This is a genomic window from Betaproteobacteria bacterium (genome assembly GCA_016194905.1).
Classification (GTDB): domain Bacteria; phylum Pseudomonadota; class Gammaproteobacteria; order Burkholderiales; family JACQAP01; genus JACQAP01.
In genome coordinates, this window is sequence record JACQAP010000021.1 from 379,014 (window position 1) to 403,474 (window position 24,461).

A 24,461-nucleotide genomic window follows, 5' to 3' on the forward strand; every position below is an offset into this window, starting at 1 on the left:
ACCGGCTCGCCAATATGTCGGCATCCTCCAAGCGTATCGGTGTTAAGTTGACAGAACCGTTAAGAAGATTGCGGCCGGCGCCCCGGATCTCGCCAAGCAACTCAAGCCACCCTTGCACCCTAACGACTTCGGTAGTAGGGAACTGTTCACTAGATCTGCATTTCGCATCGGAGCCGAACGGCGCCAAGCGCGTTACGCTTCAACTTCGGAATGGCCAACGCGTGGCCGGCGCGGAGGTCACTTCAAGTGGCGCTCGGGGTTACACGAATCAACTCATCGAGCGACCCACGCATGGGTCCGAGAAGGTGTACTTTTATTCACCGCAATACGACCCGCATGCGCAGGCTGCCGAGATCGCGCGGGATGTGTTCTCTGCAAGAGTTCAGGCTGGGGGCCGGCGGAGTTATGTTGACTGACCCCATTTTCCACGAGAGCACGAAGCCGGTGATCAGATCGCGCAGGCGCGTCGCCGGGGTCCCCGCGCTTGCTTGTGCGCTTGGGTTAGTTGAATTCATTTGCCTACTCCTCCGGAAGCGCCGCGCGCTAGGCGGCAGCGACCTCGTGGACGATCTCACCCCGCTCGATCGTGTAGGTCCGCTCTACGAACCCGACACGCTTCACGTCGGATTCGGCCACCAGGATGGATAACCCGGTCCGCTGCACCTCGCGGATCGTCGCCGCAAGCTTCTCGCCCATCCCGGGGGACAGGCCTTCGAAGGGCTCGTCGAGCAGCAGCAGCTTGGTGGCGCTCATCAGCGCACGCGCCAGCGCGGCCATTTTCTGCTGCCCGCCGCTCAACTGCGCCGCCCGCCGACTGGCGAGAGCCGCAAGGTCGGGCATGAGTCCGTAAACGTAATCGAGGCGACCCGATGCGTTCGCAGGGCCGCCGGACCACGCCGGCAGCAGGAGATTGTCGGCGACCGTGAGTCGACCGATGAGCCGCCGGTCCTCGGGCATGTAACCGATGCCCAAGTGCGCGCGCCGGAACGCCGGGATCTGCGCGAGGTCGATGCCGTCCGCGCTGATCCGCCCCGCTAACAGCGGAAGGAGCCCCATCACGCTTCTGAGCGAGGTGGTCTTGCCCGCGCCGTTGCGGCCCACTAGCGCGACCAGACCGCCGCGCGGGACGACGAGCGAGACGCCCCGCAGCACGTCAGCGCCTTGGATGGCCACCTTGACACCTGCAAGGTTCAACATGTCGTCAGGCATGGCCCAGCACTGCTCTGCGCACTTCGGGATCGGCGAGCACGGCGGCGGGCTCGCCCTCCGCGATAACCAATCCCTGGTCGAAAACCAAAACGCGCTGGCTGTAGCGGAGCACGACATCCATGTCGTGCTCGACGAAGATAGTTGTGATCCCGCTGCCGCCGAGCACGCCGAGAAGCGTATCCATCACCTCGAATTTGTCCTCGGTGCTGACACCAGCTGTCGGTTCATCCATGAGGAGCAGTCGCGGCCGCAACGCCACCGCCAGCGCGATGTCGAGCAGCTTCCGGCTGCCTTCGGGCAGTTCGCCGACGCGGCGCGCGGCGTGTGGATCGAGACCAAACTGCGCCAATACCTGCAGGCCTTCGTCGGCCCATCCCGCGCGCTTGAGCGGCTTCCAAACGCCGATGTGGCCGGCGCGAGCAGCGAGAGACAGCAACACCGTCTCCAGCACGGTCATGCCAAGGTAGAGCTGCGGGATCTGGAACGAGCGGGCCACACCGAGCCGGGTGATGGCGCGCGGCGGCAGCGCCGAGGTATCTCGGCCGGCGAGCAGGATACGGCCGCGTTCTGGCTTCAAGTAGCCGGTCGCGAGGTTCAGGAACGTCGTCTTGCCGGAGCCGTTGGACCCGATGATGCCAACGATCTCGCCCTGGTCCACGCGTATGTTCAAGTCTTCGGCGGCGCGGACGCTGCCGAAGAATCGGGTGAGGCCAACGGTCTCCAGCAGCGCGCTCATCGGCCGCCCCGCCGCAGCACCAGCGCGGTCAGGCTCCACACTCCGCCTGGCAGAAAGAAGATGATCAACAGCAGGATAATTCCCAGCGTCATCTGCCAGGTGTAGGGCGACAGCTCGAACGCATAGTTGCGCACGAACTCGAACAGGACGGAGCCGACGACCGGGGCCAGTACGCTCCCGGTACCGCCGAGCACCGCCACGAAAACGAACTCGCCCGACTGGGACCAGAACGCCAGGTCGGGCGTGATATGTCCCACGGACACGGCGATCAAACCGCCTGCCACTGCGGCCAGGCCGCCGGCGATAACATATGACACGTAGATGGCACGCCACACCGAAACGCCCATGTATTCGACGCGCACCTCGTTGTCCTTGATCGCGCGCAGGGTGTAGCCGGTCGGGGACATGAAGAACCGATAGGTGAAGTAGACCAGCAACGCTACGAGCACAACCGTCAGCTCATACATGGCCAGGCGCAGCGACGAGCCGCCGAGCCGGAAGCTGGCTAGCGTCGGTTCAGCAATGCCGAGGCCGTCGGTGCCGCCGGTGATGGCGTACAACTTCAGCAGCATGCCGTACAGGACCATCGAGAAGGCAAGATTGAGCAGCGCGAAGTACACCGCGCGGTAGCGGGCGACGAGCAACCCGAGGAGCGCGCTGGTCGCAACTCCCGCCGCAAGCGCCAGAGCGAGCAACACGAGGACTTCGTGCACGCCCAGGTATTTGACGGCCATCCCGGCCGCGTAGGCGCCGACGGCGTAGTAAAGCGCATGTCCGAAAGTCAGCAGCTTGCCGCGCAACAGGAGCACGATGCCCAGGACGGCGAGCGCCTTGGCGCCCGCCACCGTGAGCAAGAACAGGATCCATCCAGACAGCAGCAGCGGCACACCCACGAGCAGGACGAGCGCGCCCAAGAGGACCAGGACCGCGGTGCGGGTGCGCACAGGCATGCGTCAGATCCTGCGCACCTCGATCTCCCCGAAGAAGCCCTGGGGCCGGAACAGCAGCACCAAGGCCATGATCAGGTAGATCGCGAACAGGTCGAGCTCTGGAAAGAAGTACACCGCGGCCGAGCGGGCCAAGCCCACGACGATGGATCCGAGGGCAGCTCCGCCGATGCTCCCCAGCCCGCCGATGGCGATGACGGCGAAGGACGTGACTAACACTTCCGCGCCCACGCCGGGCGCCAGGGAAAACATCGGCGCGGTGAGCGCGCCGCCGAGTGCAGCCAGCACGGCGCCCGCGGTGAACGCCAATGTGTAGACGCGAGGCACGTTGATGCCGAGCGTCAAGCTGACCTCGCGGTCGGCGATGACCGAGGCAAGCACCTTGCCCAGCCGGGTGCGTGTGACGACAAGCCACAGCAGGCCGCCTACCGCCAGCGCAATGGCCGTGAGCAGAAACGGATACCACGCGTAGTTGATGCCACCCAGGCGGACCCGCCCCAAGTAGCTGTAAGGCATGTCAGCGAAGATCGGGTTGACGCCCCAGGTGAGCTTGACGACGTCTTCGAGGATCAGCGAGATGGAGAAAGTCAGCAGCAGCTGCACCTCTTCGTCGCGCGAGTAGACGCGTCGCAGGAACACACGCTCGATCACCGGCCCGACAACGAGCCCGACGACCACGGCTGCGATGAAAAGAAGTCCGTAGGCGAGCGCAGGCATGGACCCCGTCGCTGCGTAGCGGAGCACGAGGGTTGCGCCCAGGTACGCCCCCAACGCATAGAGGTTCCCATGCGCGAGATTGAGGACGCGCAGTACGCCGTAGGTGAACGTGAGCCCCGCCGAAACGAGGAACAGCCACGAGGCGTACGTGAGCCCGTCCAGTGCGACAACGAGAAGAAGACGCACTGGTGGCTTTCAGCGCATAGCGGACCCGAAGTGCGGGGCGCGCTACCCGACGGCTACCAGGATGTTGATAAACACCGTTCGCGCTGAGCGTAGCGGCGTCAGCCACGGAGTCGAAGCGTCCAAGCCATTGATCGGCTGACGCCCCATGTTTCGACTCCGCTGCCTGTAGCCTGTCCCCGGATCAAGTCCGGGGCAGGCTCTGAGTAACATCGAAGGGCTCAACACGAACGGCTTTCTTGGTGGTTTTCAACAGCCCCGCTAGCACTGCGCGCCGGGGAAGCCGCGATCGATCCAGTCCAGGCTCTTCATCCCGTCAGGCGGGTTCACGCATTTGGCCGGGAACATGCGGACTTCGGAGAATACATTGACCCCCAGAGCGGGGTCGAACTTGAGGATGGCGTAACCCGCGGGTTCGATCGCCTGGTGGCCACCGCCGATGGCCATGGCGATGTGACCGCTGGGGCTGTCGAACTCCAGCCCCTCGAACGCTGCGGCGACCTGCTCCGTGGTCGGCCAGCGGCCAGCCGCTTTGATGGCCTTTTCGTAAGCGGCACGCAGCCCCTGCAGCGCCTGCACAAAATGGTAGGCGCCATGGGCGATGTAATCGTTCTTGGCAAGCCCATACTTCTGCCGGTACAGCGCGATGAATTCCTTGCGCAACGGGTTCTTCTCCATGTCGGGCGACACGATGCCATGCGGCCCGCGCGACCCAATCAGTACCCCCGGCGCGATATCTTTGATGTCCGAGCCCGTGTTGTTGACGACCACCACGCTCTCTTCGAACAGCCCCCTCGCCTTGGCCTGACCGGCAAAGGTCACCAGATCGCCTCCCCAGAAACTGGTGAAGACGACAGTAGGTTTCTCCACGAGCAACTTCGAGATCTCGGCGGAATACTCGCCGGCGAACAGCTTGGGCCACAGCGCGTCGACCACCTGTACGTCGGGCTTGAGCTTGCGCATGCTGCGTTGGAACACCTCCCACGAATCGCGGCCCCACGCGTAGTCCTGGTTGATGCCGGCGATCGTCTTCACCTCCGGGTGGATGCTCAGCACGTACCGAGCTGCGCCCACGCCGTCGATGACGGTGTGTGCGTGCGTCCGGAAAACGTAGGGATGCTTGGCTTCCTCGAACACGCGGTCCGTCCCACAGTCGGACTCGATGGTCAGGACCTTCAGCTCGTCGGCGACCGGAGGCACGGCCAGGCAGTTGGCGCTGGAGATGTAGCCCATGACCGCGCTCACTTTCTCGTCGAGCGCCAGGCGGCGGAACTCGGTTACGACCTTGTCGGCCGGACCCGCCTCGTCGGTGAAGACGGGCACCACTTTTACTCCGCCGATGCCGCCCTCGCGGTTAATCTTCTCGATCCAGACATCGGCGGCGTTGCGGGACGGAATGCCGAAGGGGCCGGATGCCGGTCCCGACAGGAATGCGACTACTGCGATTTTGAGCTCTGCGGGCGCCCCAGCCACAGGGGCGGCTGGCGCACTTCCCGCGGGAATGCTAAGACCGATCGCCGCGATCAACGCGGAATGGAATCTCGAATGCCGGCTCATGACGCCTCCTCCCATGGAGCGACTGACCGATCGCTGGATGAAAATGCAACTCGCACTGAGCCCTTTGACGCCGCTCAGGATAAACTCCGTGCCTTCAGCCAAGGAGTCGAAGTGCGGGTGGCCGCTCATGTTTCGACTCCGCTCCGCTCAACACGAACGGCGTACGGGCGCTCTTCCCCAGCCCGCCAGGGTCAACAGCGCGCTATTCCAATCTATCGGCTCCTCCCCAATGCGTCAAGCGAGCAGTCTTGCTGCATAGCAACGCGACGACGGAATCGCGGTTTCGGAAGAGACTACCTTGTATCGGCCGGCGATCCGGCCATCGAAAGAATGTACGCCGTCAAAGCCTAGCGTTCGTTCTCGCTCAGGGATTCCTTCCAGGCGGGCATGATGTTGGTGCCGCGTGTGCGCCCGTTGCTGATGATGTGGGGTGCGAATTGATAATCAAGCGGCCCCCGGGATCTGGAATAGGCCGTGGCAATACTGCCACCAGCCGTAATGATCAAGTTTGGCAGGGGCGGGCGCTGTTGCGCCGGCGCGTTGAGCGGGAGTCGTGGCGTTGAGCGAGCGATGCACGCACTGCTGGTTGTAATAGCCGCGAAACATTGCCAGCTTCCTGCTGGGTGAAAGAGCTGGGGCCGAATCGCAGTGACCGCTTTAGACTGGCCCGGGTGTCTGGTTTGGGCCGACTCTTGCCGGTCACGCATGAGCGCGCAGTGCCCCGCATTGACCTGCCACGGCTAGCTCGCCTTCGAGCAGATCTGAACCGGCGTGACACGTCCTGAAACCCTAGGAACTAAGCTGCCGGACTCGCACGCAGGATGACGATGTGGCTCTGGAACGTGCCTGCGCCGGACGTATTCACTATCGTAGAAACCTGGACCAAACTTTACTGGGATGTCACCTTCTCCAGTCCCGTCCTGGATTTACCGGGAATAGCCAGCAGGTGGTTAAATACGCTCGAACGTTAATCGTCTTTTACGGAGACAGGACATGAGCGAAATCTATCAGATCGAAAACGTGCCGCTGTTTGCCAATCTACCATCGGCTGAGCTTGCTCCACTGAGGAAGGATGCGGTGCGGCAGCTCTACAAGGCGGGTGAGACCATTTTCAATCATGGAGACCTGCCCGAGCATCTCTATATCGTGGAAGAGGGGATTATCGACATCGTCCTGCCGGCGAAGGGTGAGGAAATCATCCTCGCCACCATCGAAGCCGGCTCTTTCTTCGGCGAGCTTTCGGTCTTCGACAGTCACCCGCGTACGGCCACGGCGCGTGCGACAGCAGACGCCAGCCTCATCTGTATTCCGCTGACTAGCATTGCCGCCCTCACCAATCGCAGCCCGATCGCAGCGCGCCAATTCATGAGCGTCATCATCCACCGGCTGCGCACGGCCGACGAACTGCTGGCGCGCGTACAGTTGAAAAACATCAACGAGGTCATCGATGAACAAATGACGTTCGGCGAAAAAGTGGCCGACTTGGTCGCGCGCTTTGGCGGCTCCTGGATCTTCATCATCAGCTTCTGTGGCTTCTTGGTGCTCTGGATGGCTGTTAATACGGCATACTTCTTCACCTCTCCGCCCGATCCGTTTCCCTACATCTTCCTGAACCTGATCCTGTCCTGCATCGCCGCGCTGCAGGCCCCGGTCATCATGATGAGCCAGAACCGGCAGGCCATTAAAGACCGGCTGCAGGCCGATCAGGATTTCCAGATCAACATCAAAGCGGAGTTCGCGATCCAGCAGATTCACCGCAAGCTCGACGAGCTTCGCTCCGGTCTGATCCAGCACCGCCGGAACATGGAGCTGGAACAGAACGGATGAGTGGCCTTTCCCGGATTTACAGACCCTTGGCCAAAGCCTGCGACGCATCAATTGAATTCACCCGGACTGTTCTGACCCAGAGTCGAGCGACGACACTCGGTCACGAAGGAACGTCGAAAACGTGAACGACCGACATGCTGACTGGAGGCCGCGAATCGGATTTGTGTCGTTCACATAGGCGCGTGCGACGTGCCGTATTGACCTGTCATTGCTGGTCTTGGTCCGAATTCCCCAAATTGGGGCAGTCCGATCCGATGTGACACGTCCCGCAACCGCGAAGACCACAGAACATGCCCAAGCGGTAGGTTATGAGTGGTAGACCGGGATCTAGTGCGGCCCCTGAACGGCTTGTTCAAGCGGATCCCGTGGATTTCATCTTCTAACTGACCAATCAGTAGTTCAGTAACTCGAAATCACAAATAATGATTTCAAACTTTCCTCGTCCTGGTGGCGCAGTCGGCGTAATGCACCCCTGCCTTTGTGGAGCAGGGCGTCGATATGCACTTATCATGCGCTACCGTAGTCAGCGATTGAAATAATCCGAAATTAAATACAAAATTTGCGCGAATCACGAGCGCATTTTTCCATACTCCGATTCGGGGAATGTTTCTAAGTTATTGATTGTTGGTGGGTGGTACTGGGATCGAACCAGTGGCCCCTGCCGTGTGAAGGCAGTGCTCTACCGCTGAGCTAACCACCCCCCCTGTAGAGAGGCGGCATTTAACCATAGCGCCCCGGCCAGGGTCAATTTGGGGGGCGTGCGCCAAGCCTCGGTTTGCAAGGGCCGGGGCGCGGTGGGGCATCGCGTACAATGGCGCCCTTTTCGTCCTGCTGCTTTCAACGTTCCGATGGTCCGTACCCGTTTCGCTCCCAGTCCCACCGGCTATCTGCACATCGGCGGCGCGCGCACCGCGCTGTACTCCTGGGCCTATGCGCGCAAGACCGGCGGCAAGTTCATCCTTCGTGTCGAAGATACCGACGTCGAGAGATCCACCGAAGTCTCTACGCAGGCCATTCTGGACGCGATGGACTGGCTCGGTCTGGACTATGACGAGGGGCCGTTCTATCAGATGCAGCGGCTCGCGCGTTATCGCGAGGTTGCGGAGAAACTGCTCGACAGCGGCAACGCATACCAGTGTTACGCCGGCAAGGAAGAACTCGATGCAATGCGCGAGGAACAGCGCGCGAAAGGCCTGAAGCCGCGCTACGACGGCCGCTGGCGGCCGGAAAACGCGAAGGGCAAAACACCGCCCCCGGGAGTGAAGCCGGTCGTGCGCTTTCGCAATCCAGATGACGGCGATGTGACCTGGGACGATTTGGTCAAGGGGTCGATTACCGTCAGCAACCACGAACTGGACGACCTGGTCATCCTGCGCAGTGACGGTGTGCCCACTTACAACTTCGGCGTGGTGGTCGACGACTGGGACATGAACATGACGCATGTCATCCGCGGCGACGATCACGTCAACAACACACCACGGCAGATCAACATCTTCAACGCGCTCGGCGCGCCGCTGCCGCGCTTCGGCCATATTCCGATGATCCTCGGCGCCGACGGCGAGCGGCTGTCGAAGCGCCATGGCGCAGTCAGCGTGACGCAATATCCGGAAGAGGGCTACCTGCCAGAAGCACTGATAAATTATCTGGCGCGGCTCGGCTGGGGCCATGGCGACGCGGAAATGTTCACGCGCGAACAATTCGTCGAGTGGTTTTCGCTCGAGGCGGTGAGCCGTTCTCCCGCGAAATTCGATCCGGAAAAATTGAAATGGCTCAACGCGCAATACATCAAGCAGGCCGATGATGCGCGGCTCGCCGAACTAGCCGCGCCGTTCCTCAGGATTGCCGACTGCGATCCCGCCAAAGGCCCCGATCTGCGCGCGGTTTCCGCGTTGCTCAAGGACCGGGTCGGCACCATCGAGGAACTCGCGGATGCGGCTGTGTATTTCTACCGGCAACTTCATCCGGCCGAGGAGTTACGGACGCAGTACTACACGGCGGACATCCTGCCCGCGATGAAGGCGTTGCGCGAAAAGCTGGCCTCGGCCGAGTGGAGCAGGGCGGCGTTGAGTGCGGTGATCAAGGAAATCATTACGGCGCATTCAATCAAAATGCCGAAACTGGCAATGCCGCTGCGTGTGATGCTCACGGGGACGGCGCATACGCCGTCGATTGATGCGGTGTTGGAGTTGATCGGCAGGGAAGAGGTGCTGCGGCGAACGGATGAGGAACTGAAGCGGTATCCGGGGTAGTGGCAGTGCGAACAAAATAAAACGCCACCTTCGCGGTGGCGTTTTATTTTTCTGGCGTCTCCACGGAAGCGTGCTATGCCCACCAAAGGATAGAGTGGCGGGGCAACGGGCTCGGCTAGGGCGTTGGCGGAGTTGAGCCAAAACCGCAGAACGCCCAACCAGCCAGAAGCTTGCGAATGGCGGGCGGCAAATTATAAAAGGATTATCATTGTCCAGATGGTTCAAGAGCGGCCAGACGCCGCCTTTCACACAACGGATATTTCAGTTACAGCGTGGAAGGAAAGATAGCGATGCCGACTTGGGGCTTCGTTCTCCTTGTTGCATTACTCGTTGTGCTTTCGCCCTACGTAGCGGGGACGCTTCTACCGTATAAATTTACGGGCAAAGCTTATTTCAAGAAGTTGCTCTGGGGAGACGGCGTGGATTGGAGATCACTGCCCGACGGTTGCATTCGAGACTTCGTCGCAGATGCATTGAATTATGCAAAGTCGGTATCGTCGGCCCAGCAAGCGTGCTAATTCCGAAAGCCTACTTTAATGTTGAATTCGAACGAATGTTGAAAATCCATGCCGCAGGAATTGCAGCTTTGCTCAGGAACGAGAATAGCGGTAATGCGTGGCGAGCACAGGAAGCTCTACTGAAAAAGCATGGCGTGCTTATTCCTACACGGAGGTAGTGATGGCACGGACATTTATAAGCACTGGCGATCTTCGCTCGTGGCTGAACGCTCAATTGAAAAAGTACGATGCCTGCGATGCTTGTTACTTCGGCGCAACTATGGCGTTATCGGAAACTGATTCGGAAGGTTGTAACTGGTCAGATCACTTTTACCTGTAGCGGTCAACCGGCCGATATCTGCGCGCCCGCAGCACGGCAGATTGTGGCCGAGGCGCGAGCCGGGTTCAATATCAAGTAGGCGAACTAGGCTTACCGAAATTCTTGGGGAAGATTCGCTAGCCTAGCAGTTCGAATGCCAAGCGATTCTTTGGGACATCTAAGACCGCTTGGTAGACAGGTAGCGGTATGGAACGCTGAGCGACCCACGACAAAACTCTATCTTTGTCGGCCTCGTCAATCTTGGCGCCAAGAATAATTGCCGAAAGCAATTCGGTTGGGAAAACCCGTGCTTCGGGGCCTCTGTCCGGCTCAAGCATTCGCCACTCGCGCTCGTGTACCCATTCCTCCGTTTTGGTCATTAGGAGTTGCTGTGCCCGCTCGTTTCGGTCATTGCCTAGCAAGTTCGGTACCGGAAGCTCTTTTACGTAGGTCACCGGCATGGCCAGTGCAAAAAACGGAGGGTCTACCACGACTCTGAATTGAAGGCATACGCCGCTATGACTGCTCGCATAGTAGGACCACATAAGAATACTTTCTTGAGTCGAGGACAGGGAAAGAATTCCCGTGCCGTTTACTTCACGTTGAAACCCTTCGGTTACGTTGCGAATGAAAGTCGCAGGATCACCAAGTTTTCGCATCCTCTCCCGGCGCTCCTGCCGCGAGTAGCCATACTTACGCAGCAGTTGCTTTAGATTCTCCCGAAGTTCATCAGGTGATCCATCTGTACGGAATCTAATCCGGCAATCGAAAGGATCGTTGAACTTCTCGGGGGATGCAAAGTAAACCCGCGAATCAACAATTATCTGTCGTACCCATTCGGCCCGTGGCCCTACAAGATCTCGATATCGGTAAAGAAAGCCCGCACCTGAGGATTGGTCTCGGAGTTGTCGATCGTTTTCGTCGGCAGAAGGAAGCATTACGCAAGATTATCGCGCTGAGCTAGCTGCGACCAGAAACGGCATACCCGATTCTGTTATCGAGTTCCAATTCACCTAAGAGCTTTGGTAGTGCGGATGCCTCAACGACCAATACCGTATTTTCCTTGGCTTCGCCAATCGATCCAAATCCCGCTGCCCAGTCAACGGACTGAGCGAGGTTAGGCAGGTGAGATAACTGCTTCCGAAATCTGAGATACGGGACATTCTCGAAGTCTCCATGAGCGATTGTGCCTGTCTCAAGGTCTACGTCTTTCGGATCAAACTTGCACACCTCCAGTTTTGCGGTCGTGGCAATAACACTTACATACACTCTCAGCTGTGCATAGTCATACTTTCGTAGCAAGTACGCTTCTTCTTGCGCTATGGCCTCCGTTGACGAAACGACTGAGGCCGCAATTCGTTCAAGCATGGGCCTTGCTTTGGCGTCCTGTCCTGCAACAACACAGAACTCTGATTCGTAGGAATCTGGATCTATTGGGCAGTCGATCCAGTCGAAGTATTCGGAACGTGATTTAGATAGATACGATGCCCAAAACTTGCAGTGTCTCCTTAGGCCATCTTGGGGCCGGGGCAATAGAAACTGCCACGTAGCTTCTTGGGGACGCTTGCATTCTATGTTCAGAACGAAAGTAGCATGCCGATTCTCAACCACTAAGTCGATAAAGCCCGACTCTTGGGTTCGTTCATTGGTCCATCCATGTTCCTGATGAAGAACCTTCCAACCGTGATACTGCTTGGACGCATCAATTGCATGTGCGAGCCCAATTTGTAGAGGAAATCCGGATAGATTGATATGTTTTAACTTTTCCATGCATCACCAATTGTTCAGTTAACTGCGCAGACCCCGTCGAGTCTTTCCAGAATCCTGCTTAGTGCTTATTGCAACTGCCGATATTCTGACAACTAACCTTTGCGATTGCGGGACTGTTTGATGGTGGTGGATGGCGTCCCCAAGGGGATTGCTCGCGGTTCATGTTGCCTCCGCGATCCGCGAATCCCTCGTAAGCGACCAAGGTCGCGCGAGGGACCGCCGCGCCATAATGCTGCGCGGCGTCCAAGCCGACATTCACTGGATGTCGGCTTGTCGAACCGAGGGGCTCGAATCGAACCTGTGGGGACGCCAAATAAAAAAGCCGGCACAAGGCCGGCTGTTTTTATTTGGCGTCCCCACGGGGATTCGAACCCCGGTTACCGCCGTGAAAGGGCAGTGTCCTAGGCCTCTAGACGATAGGGACTTAAGGCAGATCTTTGCTTCGTGGTGGAGGTAAGCGGGATCGAACCGCTGACCTCTTGCATGCCATGCAAGCGCTCTCCCAGCTGAGCTATACCCCCACGAAAGGGGCGCATTATACGGGCCGGATTTCCCTCTGTAAAGAATGGGAAACGGGTCCGTTCGACAACGAAAAGAAAACGCCCGTTCGTTTCCGAACGGGCGTTACTTTCTTGCTTCCAGCAACCGCCTCCAGTACCTGCGAGGCGGAGAGACTCTACATCAGGCAGTCAACTGCTCACCCAGCGGCAGGTTGCGGATACGCTTGCCAGTTGCCGCGAACACTGCGTTGATGAACGCCGGTGCGAACGGTGGCACTCCCGGTTCGCCAACCCCGCTGGACGGATCATCGATGGTTGCGGCGATGATGTGCGTCCGAACGTCCATCGCACCCTGGCCTATACGCAGCACCGGGTAGTCGTGGAAGTTGTTCTGCTGAACGCGGCCGTTCTTGAAGGTGATCTGATTCAGCTTCGCGAGGCTCAGTCCCATTACCGCGGCGCCTTCGATCTGCGAACGGATACGCTCGGGGTTGACCACAAACCCGCAGTCGATCGCCGTATCCACACGCGGAACCGTCACGTTACCCTTGTCGTCCACCGCGACTTCCACAACAGTTGCCACGTAAGTCAGGAAACTGCGTTGAACCGCTATGCCCAAGCCACTGCCTTTGGGCAACTGACGACCCCATCCGGCTTCCTTGGCGACGCGCTCGACGACACGGCGGGTCCGGGCGGTATCGACCGGATAGGTGTCCCACGGATCGCCGTAATTCCACAACTCGCTCGTCACGGTCTTGCGCGGATCGACGATACGCGGCGGTCCGATCATCTCGAGCAGGAAGTCCTTTGGATCCCGCCCAAGTTCATGGGCCAGTTCCGCCACCATGGATTGCATGGCGAAGGCGTGCGGAATGTTGTTGACCGAGCGGAACCAGCCGATGCGGGTCTGAGCAACGGCCTCACCGGTTTCCAGTCGCAGGTTGGGTACGTCGAATGGCGTGTCGATCAGCCCCAGTCCGAGTTCCAATGCGCTTTCGCGTTTCGGGTCCGGCATGAAGTTGGACATCAACGACGGCGAAACGCTGCGATGGCGCCAAGCCACAACCTTCTTGTTCTTGTCGAGGCCGGCGGTAATGTGCTGGTACGACACGCTGTGATAGAACGAGTGATGGATATCGTCTTCGCGAGTCCACACCACCTTCACCGGCGTGCCGCCCATCGCCTTGGAAAGGATTGCAGCTTCTAGGGCAAAGTCACATTTCGATTTGCGCCCGAAGCCGCCGCCCAGCAGCGTAACGTTGACCCTGACATCGTCTTCCTTCATGCCAAGAGTCTTCGCGACGTCACCACGGGTTCCGCCAGGGCTTTGCACGCACGCCCAGACTTCGGCTTTCCCATCCTTGATCTGTACGACTGCCGCAGGCGGTTCCATCGGAACGTGGACGCCATGCGGAATGTAGTACTCGCGCTCGATGACCTTGTCGGCGCCTGCCAGGGCTTTGTCGACGTCGCCCTCATTGCGCTCGATCTTGCCGGGCCTGCGCGCCTGTGCCTGCATCTTCGCCTTGTACGCGTCCGAATCGTAATTCTTGTTGGGGCCATCATCCCAGGTGACCTTCAGCGCTTCACGTCCCTTGAGCGCCGCCCAAGTGCTGTTCGCGATGACCGCGACGCCACCCAGGGGAGCGAACTTGGCGGGCATGGGCGTTGCCGGGATCTTCACGACCTTCACGACGCCCGGGACTTTCATGGCGGCCGCTTCGTCAAACGTCTTGACCTGGCCGAGGACGACCGGCGGACGTGCAACGACCGCGAACTTCATGCCCGGAACGTGGATGTCCTGCGCGTAGTTGGCTTTACCCGTGGTGATATTGAACAGATCCGTGATCTGGACCTGGCCCTTGCCGATGTAACGGAAGTCCGCCGGATCCTTGAGCGTCAGACTCTTCTGGTCGGGCGTTTTCAGCGTGGCGGCGACCGCGGCGAGTTCGCCGTAGCCCAGCGATTTGCCGGTCGGGATATGGATCACCCTGTGGTTCTCGGCACGGCAGTCCGAATCGGAAACATTCCATGTCAGCGCAGCCGCGTGCTCCAGCATTTGCCTTGCTGCGGCGCCGCATGTGCGCATCGGCTGTATGAAGTGGCGGATGCTGCGCGATCCATCCGTGTCCTGATTGCCGTATTTCTTCTCATCGCCTTCCGCCTGCATGATCCTGACTTGCGACCAATCGGCTTCCATTTCGTCGGCGACCACCATGGGCAGGCTGGTGCGCGAACCGGTTCCCATTTCGGAGCGATGCGTGACAATCGTCACTATGCCGCTCGGATCGATGGAGACGTACACATGCGGATCCCATACGACGCCACCCGGCATTCCGTCCGCGCCGGTCTTGTACGCGGCCATTGCGACGCTTGTGGGTACAAATTGGGCGGCAAGAACCAGTCCGCCGGTGCTCACCACACCCTTCAGGAGGTTGCGGCGGCTGACGTTCGTTACGATGGCCTGACTTTTAGCGGTTTTCATCTCAGGCCTCCTTGGCGGCGGACTTGATCGCCGAAAAAATGCGTTGATAGCAACCGCAACGGCAGATATTCCCGGACATGGCCGCGAAAATATCGTCATCCGAGGGATTCTTGTTCTCTGCAAGCAGTCCGGCTGCGCTCATGATCTGTCCGCACTGGCAATAGCCGCACTGCGGCACGTTCGCCGCACGCCAGGCCTTTTGCACCGGGTGGTTGCCATCGGAGGAGAGCCCCTCAATGGTGGTCACTGCATGATCCGACACATCCTTCATCACCGTGACACAGGAACGGACGGCTTTGCCGTCGATATGCACGGTACAGGCGCCGCAGAGTCCCGTGCCGCACCCGAACTTGGTTCCAGTGAGGGCGAGCTCATCGCGCAGATACCACATGAGTGGCATTTGCGGATCTCCCTCGTAACCCCTCTCTTGCTGGTTTACTTTGAGTTTCATTTGGTTAACCCTCCATCGAGCCTGAAATATTTTTGTTTGTCATGCCTACACTGTTCCTGCAGCAGCGGTCTTCCAATAATAGGTTTAAAAGCTGCGCGGAAACTGTACTCCTTTGGTGGCGCCGGTGTATAGCGTGCAGCCTCATTTTCCCATCCTTATTTCCATCTTATGGGATACAAAATTTCGGATACCCGGAGAACTGCGGCTCCGCACAACGGATTCGGGCATCATCCAACTTTGTGAAATTTGCACCAGAGCGCGAGAAGCAGGGACGACCATGCGTAGAGACAGCCGGCCGCAGTGACGAGAACCGTCTTCCCCTTGTCACCCGATTTTCAGCCCCTTGTTCCCGCCGCGGCGTCATTCAGCATCGACGGTACGCTCTATTCCCCGCGGTTCGACGACATCTACGCTTCTTCCCAGGGCACGCTCGCGCAGACGCAACATGTCTTCCTGAACGGTAGCGATCTGCCGGAACGGTGGCATAAGACTGACCGTTTCACGATTATTGAAACCGGATTTGGCGCGGGGCTGAATTTTCTGGCCACCTGGCGGGCGTTGCGGGAGACCACCGCGAACAGCGTCCGCCTGCATTTCGTATCCGTGGAGAAACATCCTTTCCCTTTGGCGGAACTCGAGGTTATCCATGAACGCTATCCGGAGTTGCGGGACATGGCCACGGCACTGCGCGAGCGCTATCCGCCGCTACTGCCGGGGTTTCATCGTCTGCACTTCGATGGCGGACGGGTGACGCTGACGTTGCTGTTCGGAGACGCGGCCCTGATGCTGCGTCAGTTGCAAGCCAGGGCCGATGCTTTTTTTCTCGATGGCTTTGCGCCCGCGAAGAATCCGCAAATGTGGAGCGACCAGGTTTTTGCGGAGTTGGCGCGACTGGCCAGTCCGAATGCAACGCTTGCGACCTATACGGTTGCATCGGTGGTTTGTCATGGGCTCGCTGCAGCCGGCTTTGCGGTGCAAAAACGTGCGGGTTTTGCGCACAAACGGGAAATGCTTTGTGGCCGCTTTGTGAGGCCGGTGACGGATGTGACGCCCGCGAACGAAAAGCGTGCAATCGTAATCGGTGCCGGACTGGCAGGCACTTCCTGCGCGCAGAGATTGACGGAGCGTGGCTGGAGCGTGGCGTTGATCGAACGGCATCAGGCGCCGGCGCAGGAAGCGTCCGGCAATCCGGCCGGACTGGTGCGGCCGGTGTTTTCTCTCGACTGGAACATGCACAGCCGATTTACCTCGGCTGCTTTTCTCTACGCGAGCCGGCATCAGTCGGCGCTGGAGAAGCTGGGCAGCGGGCCCACTCACGGTGAAGGAGGCGTATTGCAACTGGCCCGCGACGCCAATCACTTCGACAAACAGCAACGTATCGTCGAGCAATTCGCATTGCCGGCCGATCTGATACAAGTCATGCACCCTCGGGAGGCAACTGAGATGACAGGTGTGCCGGTAGCCGGTCCGGCCTGCTGGTTTCCCCGCGCGGTCTGGGCACAGCCGGCCAGCATGTGCCGATCGAATCTCGATGGTTCAGGAGGGTCAGTCAGTAATTTATATGGACACGATGTCGCCGGTCTGCGGCACGTCGACGGGCGTTGGGAGGCGGTCGAAGCCTCTGGAAAGACGCTGGCCAGCGCGGCAGTCATCGTGCTCGCCAACGCTTTCATGGCGAATCGGTTTTCTCAGGCAGCCTGGTTGCCGCTGCGGCCTGTGCGCGGGCAAGTCAGTCTGATGCGACAACTGCCTGGCCGGAATCTCAGAATTGCAGTGTGCAGGGAGGGTTACGTAACGCCGGCGATCGACGGTGCGCACTGCTTCGGTGCCAGTTTCAATGAGGGCATGCTGGAACCGGGAATGCGAACCGAGGACCACGTGGCGAATCTGCGGCGGCTGGAAGCGATGCTCCCCGGGTTCAGTGACGGCGTTGCGCCTGAAATGCTGGGCGGACGGGTTGCTTTCCGGGCAATGAGCGCGGATCGCCTGCCGGTGTTGGGCGCGCTGTCGGACCCGCGACTTCCGGATGCTGCCGGCGAGGACGGCCTGTTTGCCTGCCTGGCCCTGGGGTCGCGCGGCATGACCTGGGCCGCGCTTGCCGCGGAAATCGTGGCAAGCCGCATCAACGGCGAACCGATGCCGGTCGAGACAAGCATGCTCAAGGCGCTGGGCCCGTCGAGATTCTTGGAGAAAAAAGTCCGAAGTACCGGCGCGGCAACCTAGCCAGCCGAGGGTCATGACCGCCGATGTGTCCGACGGCGTGCTCGAAGTTCAACTCTTGCAAGTGCCCGCTTCCGTGATCCAGGCATTGAGTTCTTCGGCCGCTGACGTGGCAATGTCCGAAAAGGCCGCCGCTCCGCCTGCCGCGTTCGGTGTCAGGGCCGGCCGCTCGATACGGAATTCGCGAACCAGCGCTCGCTCGGCAGTCGCCATATCGGTCAGCGTTGCGTGCATGTGCATTACGGCACGGCTATCCTGCTCGGCTGCGAATACCTGGCTGAATTCCGACAGGAAGAGCGTCAAGCTGCATTTTGCCTTCCTGCCGCGGGCGGACGTTCCATTTCCGACCGATTGGCGCAGGCGTATTGTCAGCATGGCGGCCGGCGCACCGGCCCAGCGGCTCGCGGCATAGGGCGCAAGGATGCGCGCGTCGCGGTACTCCAGCCGATACAGCATGTCCGTGGTGCTCAACCACTCTGCGGCACGAACTTCGGCGACGAAGACATCCTGTCCGGGCGGCACTGTCGCCGCAGCGGCGATCCCGAAATCATAGGTTTCGACCGGCAGCTTGCTGCCGGAGGCGCAGCCGGCAAGCAGCGCGATAGCCAGGAATATGATCAGCGTTTTCATTTTCGTGCACCGTTGAATCCGGGTTCGCCCGGTCCTGGTTGCGGCCGCTGAAGCCCGAACACCAGGCTCTGCGGCTCGCGTTCGATCTGCAACATCAGTCTGTGGAAGTCCTGCGTATCCTGACCGAGTTGCTCGACGAGTTGATTGACCTTCGGCAGCGTGCTGTCGGTAATTTCAGACGAGATTTCGGTGCCCAGTTTGTCGAGCTTGTCGGAGAGCTGGCGCATGTTGGCGAGCACCTTGCGCGAATCCTCGACCGCCGGCACGACGGAATTGGTGGCCTGTTCGATGTTCGCCAGCGACCTTCGCAGGCTCTGCTGATTGTCCTCACCCAGAAATTTTTTCGCGCGTTCGGTGACTTCCGGAATCGCGCGCAATGCCGGCTCGAGCTGGGCCGAAGCCTTTTCGAAATTGGCGAGCGTGTTTTCGATTCTGGACTGGTTGGAGTCGCTCGCTATCTTGTTCAGCCGATCGAGCAGATCGGCTGCCTGCTGCAGCAATGCCTTGCTGGATTGCGCGAGGTCGTCGAAAACATTGCCACGCACTTCTATGCGAGCGAGTCCCCCAACCGGGTACTGCATGGGAGCGGGATTGGAGCCGTCATCGTCCAGTACTATGTAGGCGATGCCGGTCAATCCCTGGTAGCCGAGCTGGGCAAAGGTGCCGCGGGTTATCGGCACGCTGTCGTCCAGCCCGACCCGGATCAATATGTTCTTGGAATCCTGTGAGTCGAGCGAAATATCATCGACCTTGCCGATCTCCACGCCGCGGAAGCGGACTGCGGCCTGGCGGTTCAATCCGTTGACCGGAAACTTGGAAACCACGAGGTAGTTGCTGTAACTCTTGGTGTCGCCGCGAAACCAGACGAACGTCGCGGCAAGCGCCAGGCCGAGCAGGATCGTGAACAAGCCGGTCAGCAGAGCGTAAGCGCGGCTTTCCATTTCAGTTCGGGGTTGGCAACGGCTCGGCCGTGGCGAAGAAGCTGGCTATGAAGGGATGCGGGTTCTGCTTGACCTCATCCAGAGGCCCGTCGGCGATGATATGACCTTCGGCGAGTACAGCCACCCGGCTGGCAAGTGTCGACAGCGTGTCCACGTCGTGCGTGACCATGAACACGGTGAGGCTATGCTCGCGCGACAGCGACTGTATCAATTTGACGAAACTGCGGCTGCGGTCTGGATCCAGGCCGGCAGTCGGTTCGTCCAGAACCAGCAACTCGGGATCGAGTGCAAGCGCGCGCGCCAGGGCGACGCGCTTGACCATCCCGCCGGAAAGCTCGGCCGGCATCTTGCCGACGTGGCGCGCTTCGATTTCCACCAGGTTCAGTTTCAACATCACCAGATCACGGATCAGGCGCTTGTCCAGGCTGCGCAATTCGCGCAAAGGCAGCGCCACGTTGTCGAATACGCTCAGTGCCGAGAACAGGGCGCCAGCCTGGAACAGCGTGCCGAAACGCCGCTGCACGGCCAGACGTCTTCGGCGTTCGGCGTTCAGCGGGTCGATTCCGAACAATCTCACTGTTCCGCGTGCCGGCGCATCGAGCCCGATGACAACACGGAGCAGCGTAGTCTTGCCGCTGCCGGAGCCGCCGACGAGGCCGATGATTTCGCCTGCATTGACCTGCATGTCCAGATCGCGATGAATCGTCTGCTCGCCGCGTTTGGTCCACAGGTCTTTCACGTCGATTATCGGCTCGGCCATCAGTCGAATCCCACGTTTCTGAACATGATCGCGAACACCGCATCAAGCAGTATCACGATGGTAATCGCGGCGACGACCGAGGTCGTGATCGAATTGGATACACTTTCCGTATTGGGTTTGGTGCGTAATCCGAAGTGGCAGGAAATCAGGGCAATCGCCATGCCAAAAGTCAGCGTCTTGACCGAGGCTATCCAGATGTTGTCCGGAGAAACGACTTTGGGCAGCGTGCCGAGGAAATAGAAAAAGTTGATGCCGAGTTGGGCGCGGGCGGCCAGCGCGCCGCCTACCAGGGCCGCTGCAATCGCCCAGACTGAGACCAGCGGCATTGCCACTGCCAGACCAACAACCTTGGGGAGCACGAGGCGGGAGATCGGCGAAATCCCCATGGTGATCATCGCGTCGATTTCTTCGGTAATCCGCATGACGCCTATTTGCGCGGTCATCGCCGAACCGGAGCGACCCGCGAGCAGGATGGCGACCAGCAGCGGTCCGAGTTCGCGGATGATCGATATGCCAAGCAGGTTCACGATGTAAACGCCCGCGCCGTAGGCCTTGAGCGTGTCGGCCGTGAGATAGGAAATTACGACGCCGATCAGAAAACCCACCAGTGCGGTGACCGGCATGGCAAGCGCTCCGGCTTTATATATGGTCGCCGAGATTTCACGCCAGGGAATTTGCCGGGGATGCGCGAGCAGGTAGGACGCATCGAGAACCAGCAGGCCTATCAACGCCACCAAAGCCAGCGCATGATCGCCGAACCGGGCTTCGCGCCGTCCCAGAAAGACGATCGGCGCCAGCAGATCCGGGCGCCAGCGCGCCGGCTCCACCGGGGGAACCGCAGCGATGCGATCCAGGATCGCTGAGTGTTCCGGCTTTAGCAGGGCGGCCCGGCGACGATCGCCTCCCCAGGTTCGCCAGATCAACAGCGCCCCTGTACTGTCCAGCGCATCAATCTGGCGCAGATCCCACTTGAGCGTCGGATCGGTCGAAATGGATTTGAGCGCGTTGAAAGTCCTCCCGATGGACGAGCGCAATGCGGCCAGAGTCCAGTCCCCCGAAAGCACGACCACGCGCTCGCCCGCATCGGTCGTTTTTAGCTGCGCCGATCCTTGCGTCATGAAGATGAGGTTATGTCCAGGTCAAAGCGATATGACGGGACGAATTGTAGCGGCAGCGGCTCGCAAGAGCCCGGAAAGGGTCCGGAAATCCCAAGCTGCAAAAAAGTTAAGAGGAGGATTATCAAGAACCTTCAGCAGCCTATGCCTTTGCCTGAGGACACTCGAATTCAAACGGAAAAGGCATCATGCATACCGACATTTGCCGACCACGCTTTTGTGATTACTTGAAGTGAGACATTCAAGCGAATGAAAATAAAGAAAGTTATATTAAAATATCGTGCGACGACCTAGTTAGGAAAAAACAGGATCTTGGCAGTGAGAATCAAACAAACTCACTGAATTATCAGCGATTTGGTATTTGAAAAAGCCAATTGATTCCACTCGCGTAACGGCGAGTGTCCGGTGACGCATCTTCAACGCCTTTTCCTGCGCCTTTGTCCAAGCGGGGCGACACCGAATGAACCTTTACGAGACTAATAGCCAAAACTCGCGTTAGAATGGACAAAGAAACCACAATATAAACAAAACATAAAACGGTTAACTTTAAGAAATTTCCGGCATTTCGAAACGCATGCCGCGATTCTGTCCAGGGGGGGATTTGAATACAAGAAAACACAGCTATCGCGCATTTCGCGGCGCCAGAGTCGAGTAGCCAATGCGCTCCGGTCCTTTCGAACGTTCTCCACGCGACCGACGCAAGACGGATGTCTTGCTGGAAAGCGAGGCCCGATTTCGCGCGCTTGTGCAGAACTCGTTCGACATCATCACCATCCACGATTCAAATGGGATGACGGTGTACGAGTCGCCGGCGGCTTCGCGCATTCTGGGCTATCCGAGCGGCGCGCTGATCGGCAAGACTCCGTTCGAGACTATCCACCCGAAGGACGTCGCCCGCGCGCGTGATGCATTCGACGCGCTGTTGAAAGGCGAAACGGCCATGGCGCCGGTGATACTGCGCTTTCGTCGTGCAGACGGTTCCTGGATTCATCTCGAGGTGTTGGGCAACAACTTGCTTGATCATCCAGGCATCCGCGGCATCGTGCTCACCTCGCGCGATATCAGCGAACGCAAACGTGCCGAGGAACGGGTTCAGTATCTCGCCAACTACGACGTGCTCACCGGCCTGCCGAATCGTTTTCTGATGCAGGACCATCTGACGCAGGTGATAGCTCAGGCGCATCGCAACCGGCTGCGCGTCGCACTCATGCACATCGATCTCGACCGCTTCAAGGTGGTCAATGAGACGCTTGGACATTACGTCGGCGATGCGCTCCTGAAACAGGCCGCGGAGCGTGTCCGCAAGGCAACCCGCGAGGCCGATACCGTCGCCCGTGTGGGAGGCGACGAGTTCACCATCGTATTCCCGAACGTGACCAGTCTGCAGACGCTCTCTGCGGCAGCCGAGGCGATGCTCGATGATCTCGCCCGCCCGTTCCCCAGCGATGGCCAGGAGTTGTTCGTTTCCGCGTCCGTCGGGATCAGCCTGTATCCCGATGATGCCGGCAGCGTTGACGAACTCATCAAGCACGCCGACGCGGCGATGTCCAGCGCCAAGCACCTCGGGCGCAATAATTTCCAGTTCTACACTGCCGGCATGAACCAGGAAGTGCAGGACCGCATGCTGATCGAGGCGGGCCTGCGCACGGCGATACAGCGCGAAGAACTGAGCCTGGTATTCCAGCCGAAGATCGATCTGGCGACCCGACGCATATTCGGCGCGGAGGCCTTGCTGCGCTGGAAGCATCCCAAGCTCGGGATGATTCCGCCGTCGCGCTTCGTGCCGGTGGCCGAAGAGGCCGGACTGGTCGGCCAGATCGGCGAGTGGGTGTTGCACACGGCCTGCCGGCAGATTCGTGAATGGCAGGATGCCGGCTATTCCCTGCAGGTGGCGGTGAACGTTTCCGCCCGCCAGTTTCAGGAGTACGACGTCGCGGAACTGGTGATGGATATCATGCGCGATACCGGGGCACTGGCGAAAAACCTGGAAATAGAACTGACCGAGAGCGCGGTCATGAACGACGCCGAGTCTTCGATCGTGACTCTCGAGAGGCTGGCTGCGCTCGGCGTACAGATCGCCATCGACGATTTCGGCACCGGATACTCGAGCCTTTCCTATCTCAAGCGGCTGCCGCTGGACCTGCTGAAGATCGACCAGTCCTTCGTGCGCGACATCTCTTCCGACCCCAACGATGCGGCCATCGTGCGCGCCATTATCACGCTGGCGCGCAGCCTGGGCATCAAGGTGATCGCGGAGGGTGTGGAAAACGAGGCACAACTGGCGTTTCTCAATGCCTACGGCTGCCAGTACGCGCAGGGTTATCTCTTCGGCCGGCCGCTGACCTCGCCCCAGCTGGTCAAGCTGATCACCACCGGCGAGCTCGAACAGAACATCGCCTGATCGTCGGCGGCCTAGCGGCTGCCGAGTTCCGGGATGATGTTGCGCCCGAGCAGCTCGCCCCGCCGCCGCACCATTAGAATCCGTTCAGGTTCGGCGGCAATGAAATCGATGCGGTTGTCGATCAGCACGACAGCCGGTTTCATGATTTTCGGCGATGGCAGTGTGGGGTCCGAAGCAATAACCGAGGTCGCGTTCGCCCGCTTGCAAGTGGGTCCGGCTCCAATGCATTGCCTCTTGGCTCAAGGGTGATGGCACAAAAGATTCTCGCGTTTGCAGGCAGTCTGCGCAGCGGCTCCTTCAACAAGAAACTGGTCCGCATCGCGGCGGAAGGTGCGCGCGCCGCCGGCGCGGAAGTCACCGAAGTCGATCTGCGCGACATTCCGATGCCGCTTTTCGACGGCGACATCGAGCGCGAGCAGGGACTGCCGCCGAACGCGAAACTGTTCAAGCAACTGCTCATCGAACACAAGGGCATCCTGATCAGTTCGCCTGAATACAACACGGCCATGACCGCCGTGCTCAAGAACGCGATCGACTGGGCTTCGCGTGCGGAACCGGGGGAGCCGCCGCTGGTGGCTTTCAAGGGCAAGGTGGGCGGGCTCATGTCCGCGTCGCCCGGCAACTACGGCGGCGTGCGCAGCCTGGCCATGTTGCGCGCGATCCTCTCGCATCTCGGCGTGGTCGTCATCCCCACGAACCTGAGCATCGCACGTGCCAACGAAGCATTCGACGCAGACGGAAATCTTCAGGACGAGCGCCAGAGAGAAACGATCCGCTCGATCGGCGCCGAAGTTGTAACCTTTGTCCGCAAGCTCGGCTGACGGACGTCTTTCTCCAACTCGGTGCACTTGCCCAGGTCCATGCCTTGGGGCGGTGCATGGGTTTCCGACGGGTAGCGGCCGTCAGTAGTCCGGAAGCGAGAAACTATATTTCGTTCATGAGGTTAG

19 protein-coding genes and 3 tRNA genes are annotated in these 24,461 nt (G+C 59.7%); 5 read left to right on the forward strand and 17 right to left on the reverse strand.

Features of this window, described 5'->3' with window-relative positions; genetic code table 11:
* Positions 1-317 precede the first annotated feature (317 nt).
* The 6 genes from HY067_15880 to HY067_15905 form a co-directional block, all read right to left on the reverse strand.
* Entirely contained in the window at positions 318-515 is a 198-nt protein-coding gene (locus tag HY067_15880) for a hypothetical protein (GenBank protein ID MBI3529433.1), read from the reverse strand.
* Between the two features lie 28 nt (positions 516-543).
* Positions 544-1,197: an ATP-binding cassette domain-containing protein gene (locus HY067_15885; protein ID MBI3529434.1), complete on the reverse strand. Its 654-nt coding sequence runs from the start codon at positions 1,195-1,197 to the stop codon at positions 544-546.
* Between the two features lie 4 nt (positions 1,198-1,201).
* Positions 1,202-1,945 carry an ABC transporter ATP-binding protein gene (locus HY067_15890; GenBank protein MBI3529435.1) on the reverse strand — a complete coding sequence of 248 codons (744 nt, stop codon included), beginning with the start codon at positions 1,943-1,945 and terminating at the stop codon, positions 1,202-1,204.
* Positions 1,942-2,895 carry a branched-chain amino acid ABC transporter permease gene (locus tag HY067_15895; protein MBI3529436.1) on the reverse strand — a complete coding sequence of 318 codons (954 nt, stop codon included), beginning with the start codon at positions 2,893-2,895 and terminating at the stop codon, positions 1,942-1,944. Before HY067_15895 ends, HY067_15890 begins: the two co-directional genes overlap by 4 nt.
* Positions 2,896-2,898: 3 nt before the next feature.
* Positions 2,899-3,795, reverse strand: coding sequence for a branched-chain amino acid ABC transporter permease (locus HY067_15900; protein MBI3529437.1), 897 nt, complete (start codon positions 3,793-3,795; stop codon positions 2,899-2,901).
* A 258-nt stretch (positions 3,796-4,053) separates the two neighbouring features.
* A complete protein-coding gene (locus HY067_15905; GenBank protein MBI3529438.1) occupies positions 4,054-5,349 on the reverse strand; it encodes an ABC transporter substrate-binding protein in 1,296 nt (431 codons plus the stop codon).
* 993 nt (positions 5,350-6,342) lie between these two features.
* On the opposite strand from HY067_15905, the gene HY067_15910 reads away from it, so the two are divergent.
* Positions 6,343-7,176 (forward strand): DUF1003 domain-containing protein, encoded by an 834-nt coding sequence (locus HY067_15910; protein ID MBI3529439.1) that lies wholly within the window; start codon positions 6,343-6,345, stop codon positions 7,174-7,176.
* A gap of 625 nt (positions 7,177-7,801) precedes the next feature.
* Here HY067_15910 and HY067_15915 read toward each other — a convergent pair.
* A tRNA-Val gene (locus tag HY067_15915) sits at positions 7,802-7,876 on the reverse strand.
* Between the two features lie 148 nt (positions 7,877-8,024).
* Here HY067_15915 and gltX point away from each other — a divergent pair.
* Positions 8,025-9,425, forward strand: coding sequence for a glutamate--tRNA ligase (gltX, locus tag HY067_15920; protein ID MBI3529440.1), 1,401 nt, complete (start codon positions 8,025-8,027; stop codon positions 9,423-9,425).
* A 953-nt stretch (positions 9,426-10,378) separates the two neighbouring features.
* On the opposite strand, the gene HY067_15925 is transcribed toward gltX, so the two are convergent.
* From HY067_15925 to HY067_15950, 6 genes are all read right to left on the reverse strand, one after another.
* On the reverse strand, positions 10,379-11,179 hold the full coding sequence (locus HY067_15925; protein MBI3529441.1) for a hypothetical protein: 801 nt from the start codon (positions 11,177-11,179) through the stop codon (positions 10,379-10,381).
* A 22-nt stretch (positions 11,180-11,201) separates the two neighbouring features.
* Positions 11,202-12,011 (reverse strand): hypothetical protein, encoded by an 810-nt coding sequence (locus tag HY067_15930; GenBank protein MBI3529442.1) that lies wholly within the window; start codon positions 12,009-12,011, stop codon positions 11,202-11,204.
* Between the two features lie 348 nt (positions 12,012-12,359).
* Positions 12,360-12,435: transfer RNA gene (locus HY067_15935), tRNA-Glu, on the reverse strand.
* Between the two features lie 21 nt (positions 12,436-12,456).
* Positions 12,457-12,532, reverse strand: a tRNA-Ala gene (locus tag HY067_15940).
* A 160-nt stretch (positions 12,533-12,692) separates the two neighbouring features.
* Positions 12,693-14,996 (reverse strand): xanthine dehydrogenase family protein molybdopterin-binding subunit, encoded by a 2,304-nt coding sequence (locus tag HY067_15945; protein ID MBI3529443.1) that lies wholly within the window; start codon positions 14,994-14,996, stop codon positions 12,693-12,695.
* Between the two features lies 1 nt (position 14,997).
* Positions 14,998-15,447 carry a (2Fe-2S)-binding protein gene (locus HY067_15950; protein MBI3529444.1) on the reverse strand — a complete coding sequence of 150 codons (450 nt, stop codon included), beginning with the start codon at positions 15,445-15,447 and terminating at the stop codon, positions 14,998-15,000.
* 300 nt (positions 15,448-15,747) lie between these two features.
* Here HY067_15950 and mnmC point away from each other — a divergent pair, with 300 nt between their 5' ends.
* Positions 15,748-17,670, forward strand: a complete 1,923-nt coding sequence (gene mnmC / locus HY067_15955) for a bifunctional tRNA (5-methylaminomethyl-2-thiouridine)(34)-methyltransferase MnmD/FAD-dependent 5-carboxymethylaminomethyl-2-thiouridine(34) oxidoreductase MnmC (protein ID MBI3529445.1) — start codon at positions 15,748-15,750, stop codon at positions 17,668-17,670.
* Positions 17,671-17,718: 48 nt separating this feature from the next.
* Here the strand turns inward: mnmC and HY067_15960 are convergent, their stop codons facing one another.
* From HY067_15960 to HY067_15975, 4 genes are read right to left on the reverse strand one after another with little or no spacing between them, the layout of a single operon-like run.
* Positions 17,719-18,297, reverse strand: coding sequence for a membrane integrity-associated transporter subunit PqiC (locus tag HY067_15960; GenBank protein MBI3529446.1), 579 nt, complete (start codon positions 18,295-18,297; stop codon positions 17,719-17,721).
* Positions 18,294-19,238: an MCE family protein gene (locus HY067_15965; protein MBI3529447.1), complete on the reverse strand. Its 945-nt coding sequence runs from the start codon at positions 19,236-19,238 to the stop codon at positions 18,294-18,296. Before HY067_15965 ends, HY067_15960 begins: the two co-directional genes overlap by 4 nt.
* A gap of 1 nt (position 19,239) precedes the next feature.
* Entirely contained in the window at positions 19,240-19,998 is a 759-nt protein-coding gene (locus HY067_15970) for an ATP-binding cassette domain-containing protein (protein MBI3529448.1), read from the reverse strand.
* Positions 19,998-21,116 (reverse strand): ABC transporter permease, encoded by a 1,119-nt coding sequence (locus tag HY067_15975; GenBank protein MBI3529449.1) that lies wholly within the window; start codon positions 21,114-21,116, stop codon positions 19,998-20,000. Before HY067_15975 ends, HY067_15970 begins: the two co-directional genes overlap by 1 nt.
* A 655-nt stretch (positions 21,117-21,771) precedes the next feature.
* Here HY067_15975 and HY067_15980 point away from each other — a divergent pair.
* Both HY067_15980 and HY067_15985 read left to right on the forward strand, forming a co-directional pair.
* Positions 21,772-23,514 (forward strand): EAL domain-containing protein, encoded by a 1,743-nt coding sequence (locus tag HY067_15980; GenBank protein ID MBI3529450.1) that lies wholly within the window; start codon positions 21,772-21,774, stop codon positions 23,512-23,514.
* Between the two features lie 248 nt (positions 23,515-23,762).
* Positions 23,763-24,335 carry an NAD(P)H-dependent oxidoreductase gene (locus HY067_15985; protein MBI3529451.1) on the forward strand — a complete coding sequence of 191 codons (573 nt, stop codon included), beginning with the start codon at positions 23,763-23,765 and terminating at the stop codon, positions 24,333-24,335.
* The last annotated feature ends 126 nt before the right edge of the window (positions 24,336-24,461 follow it).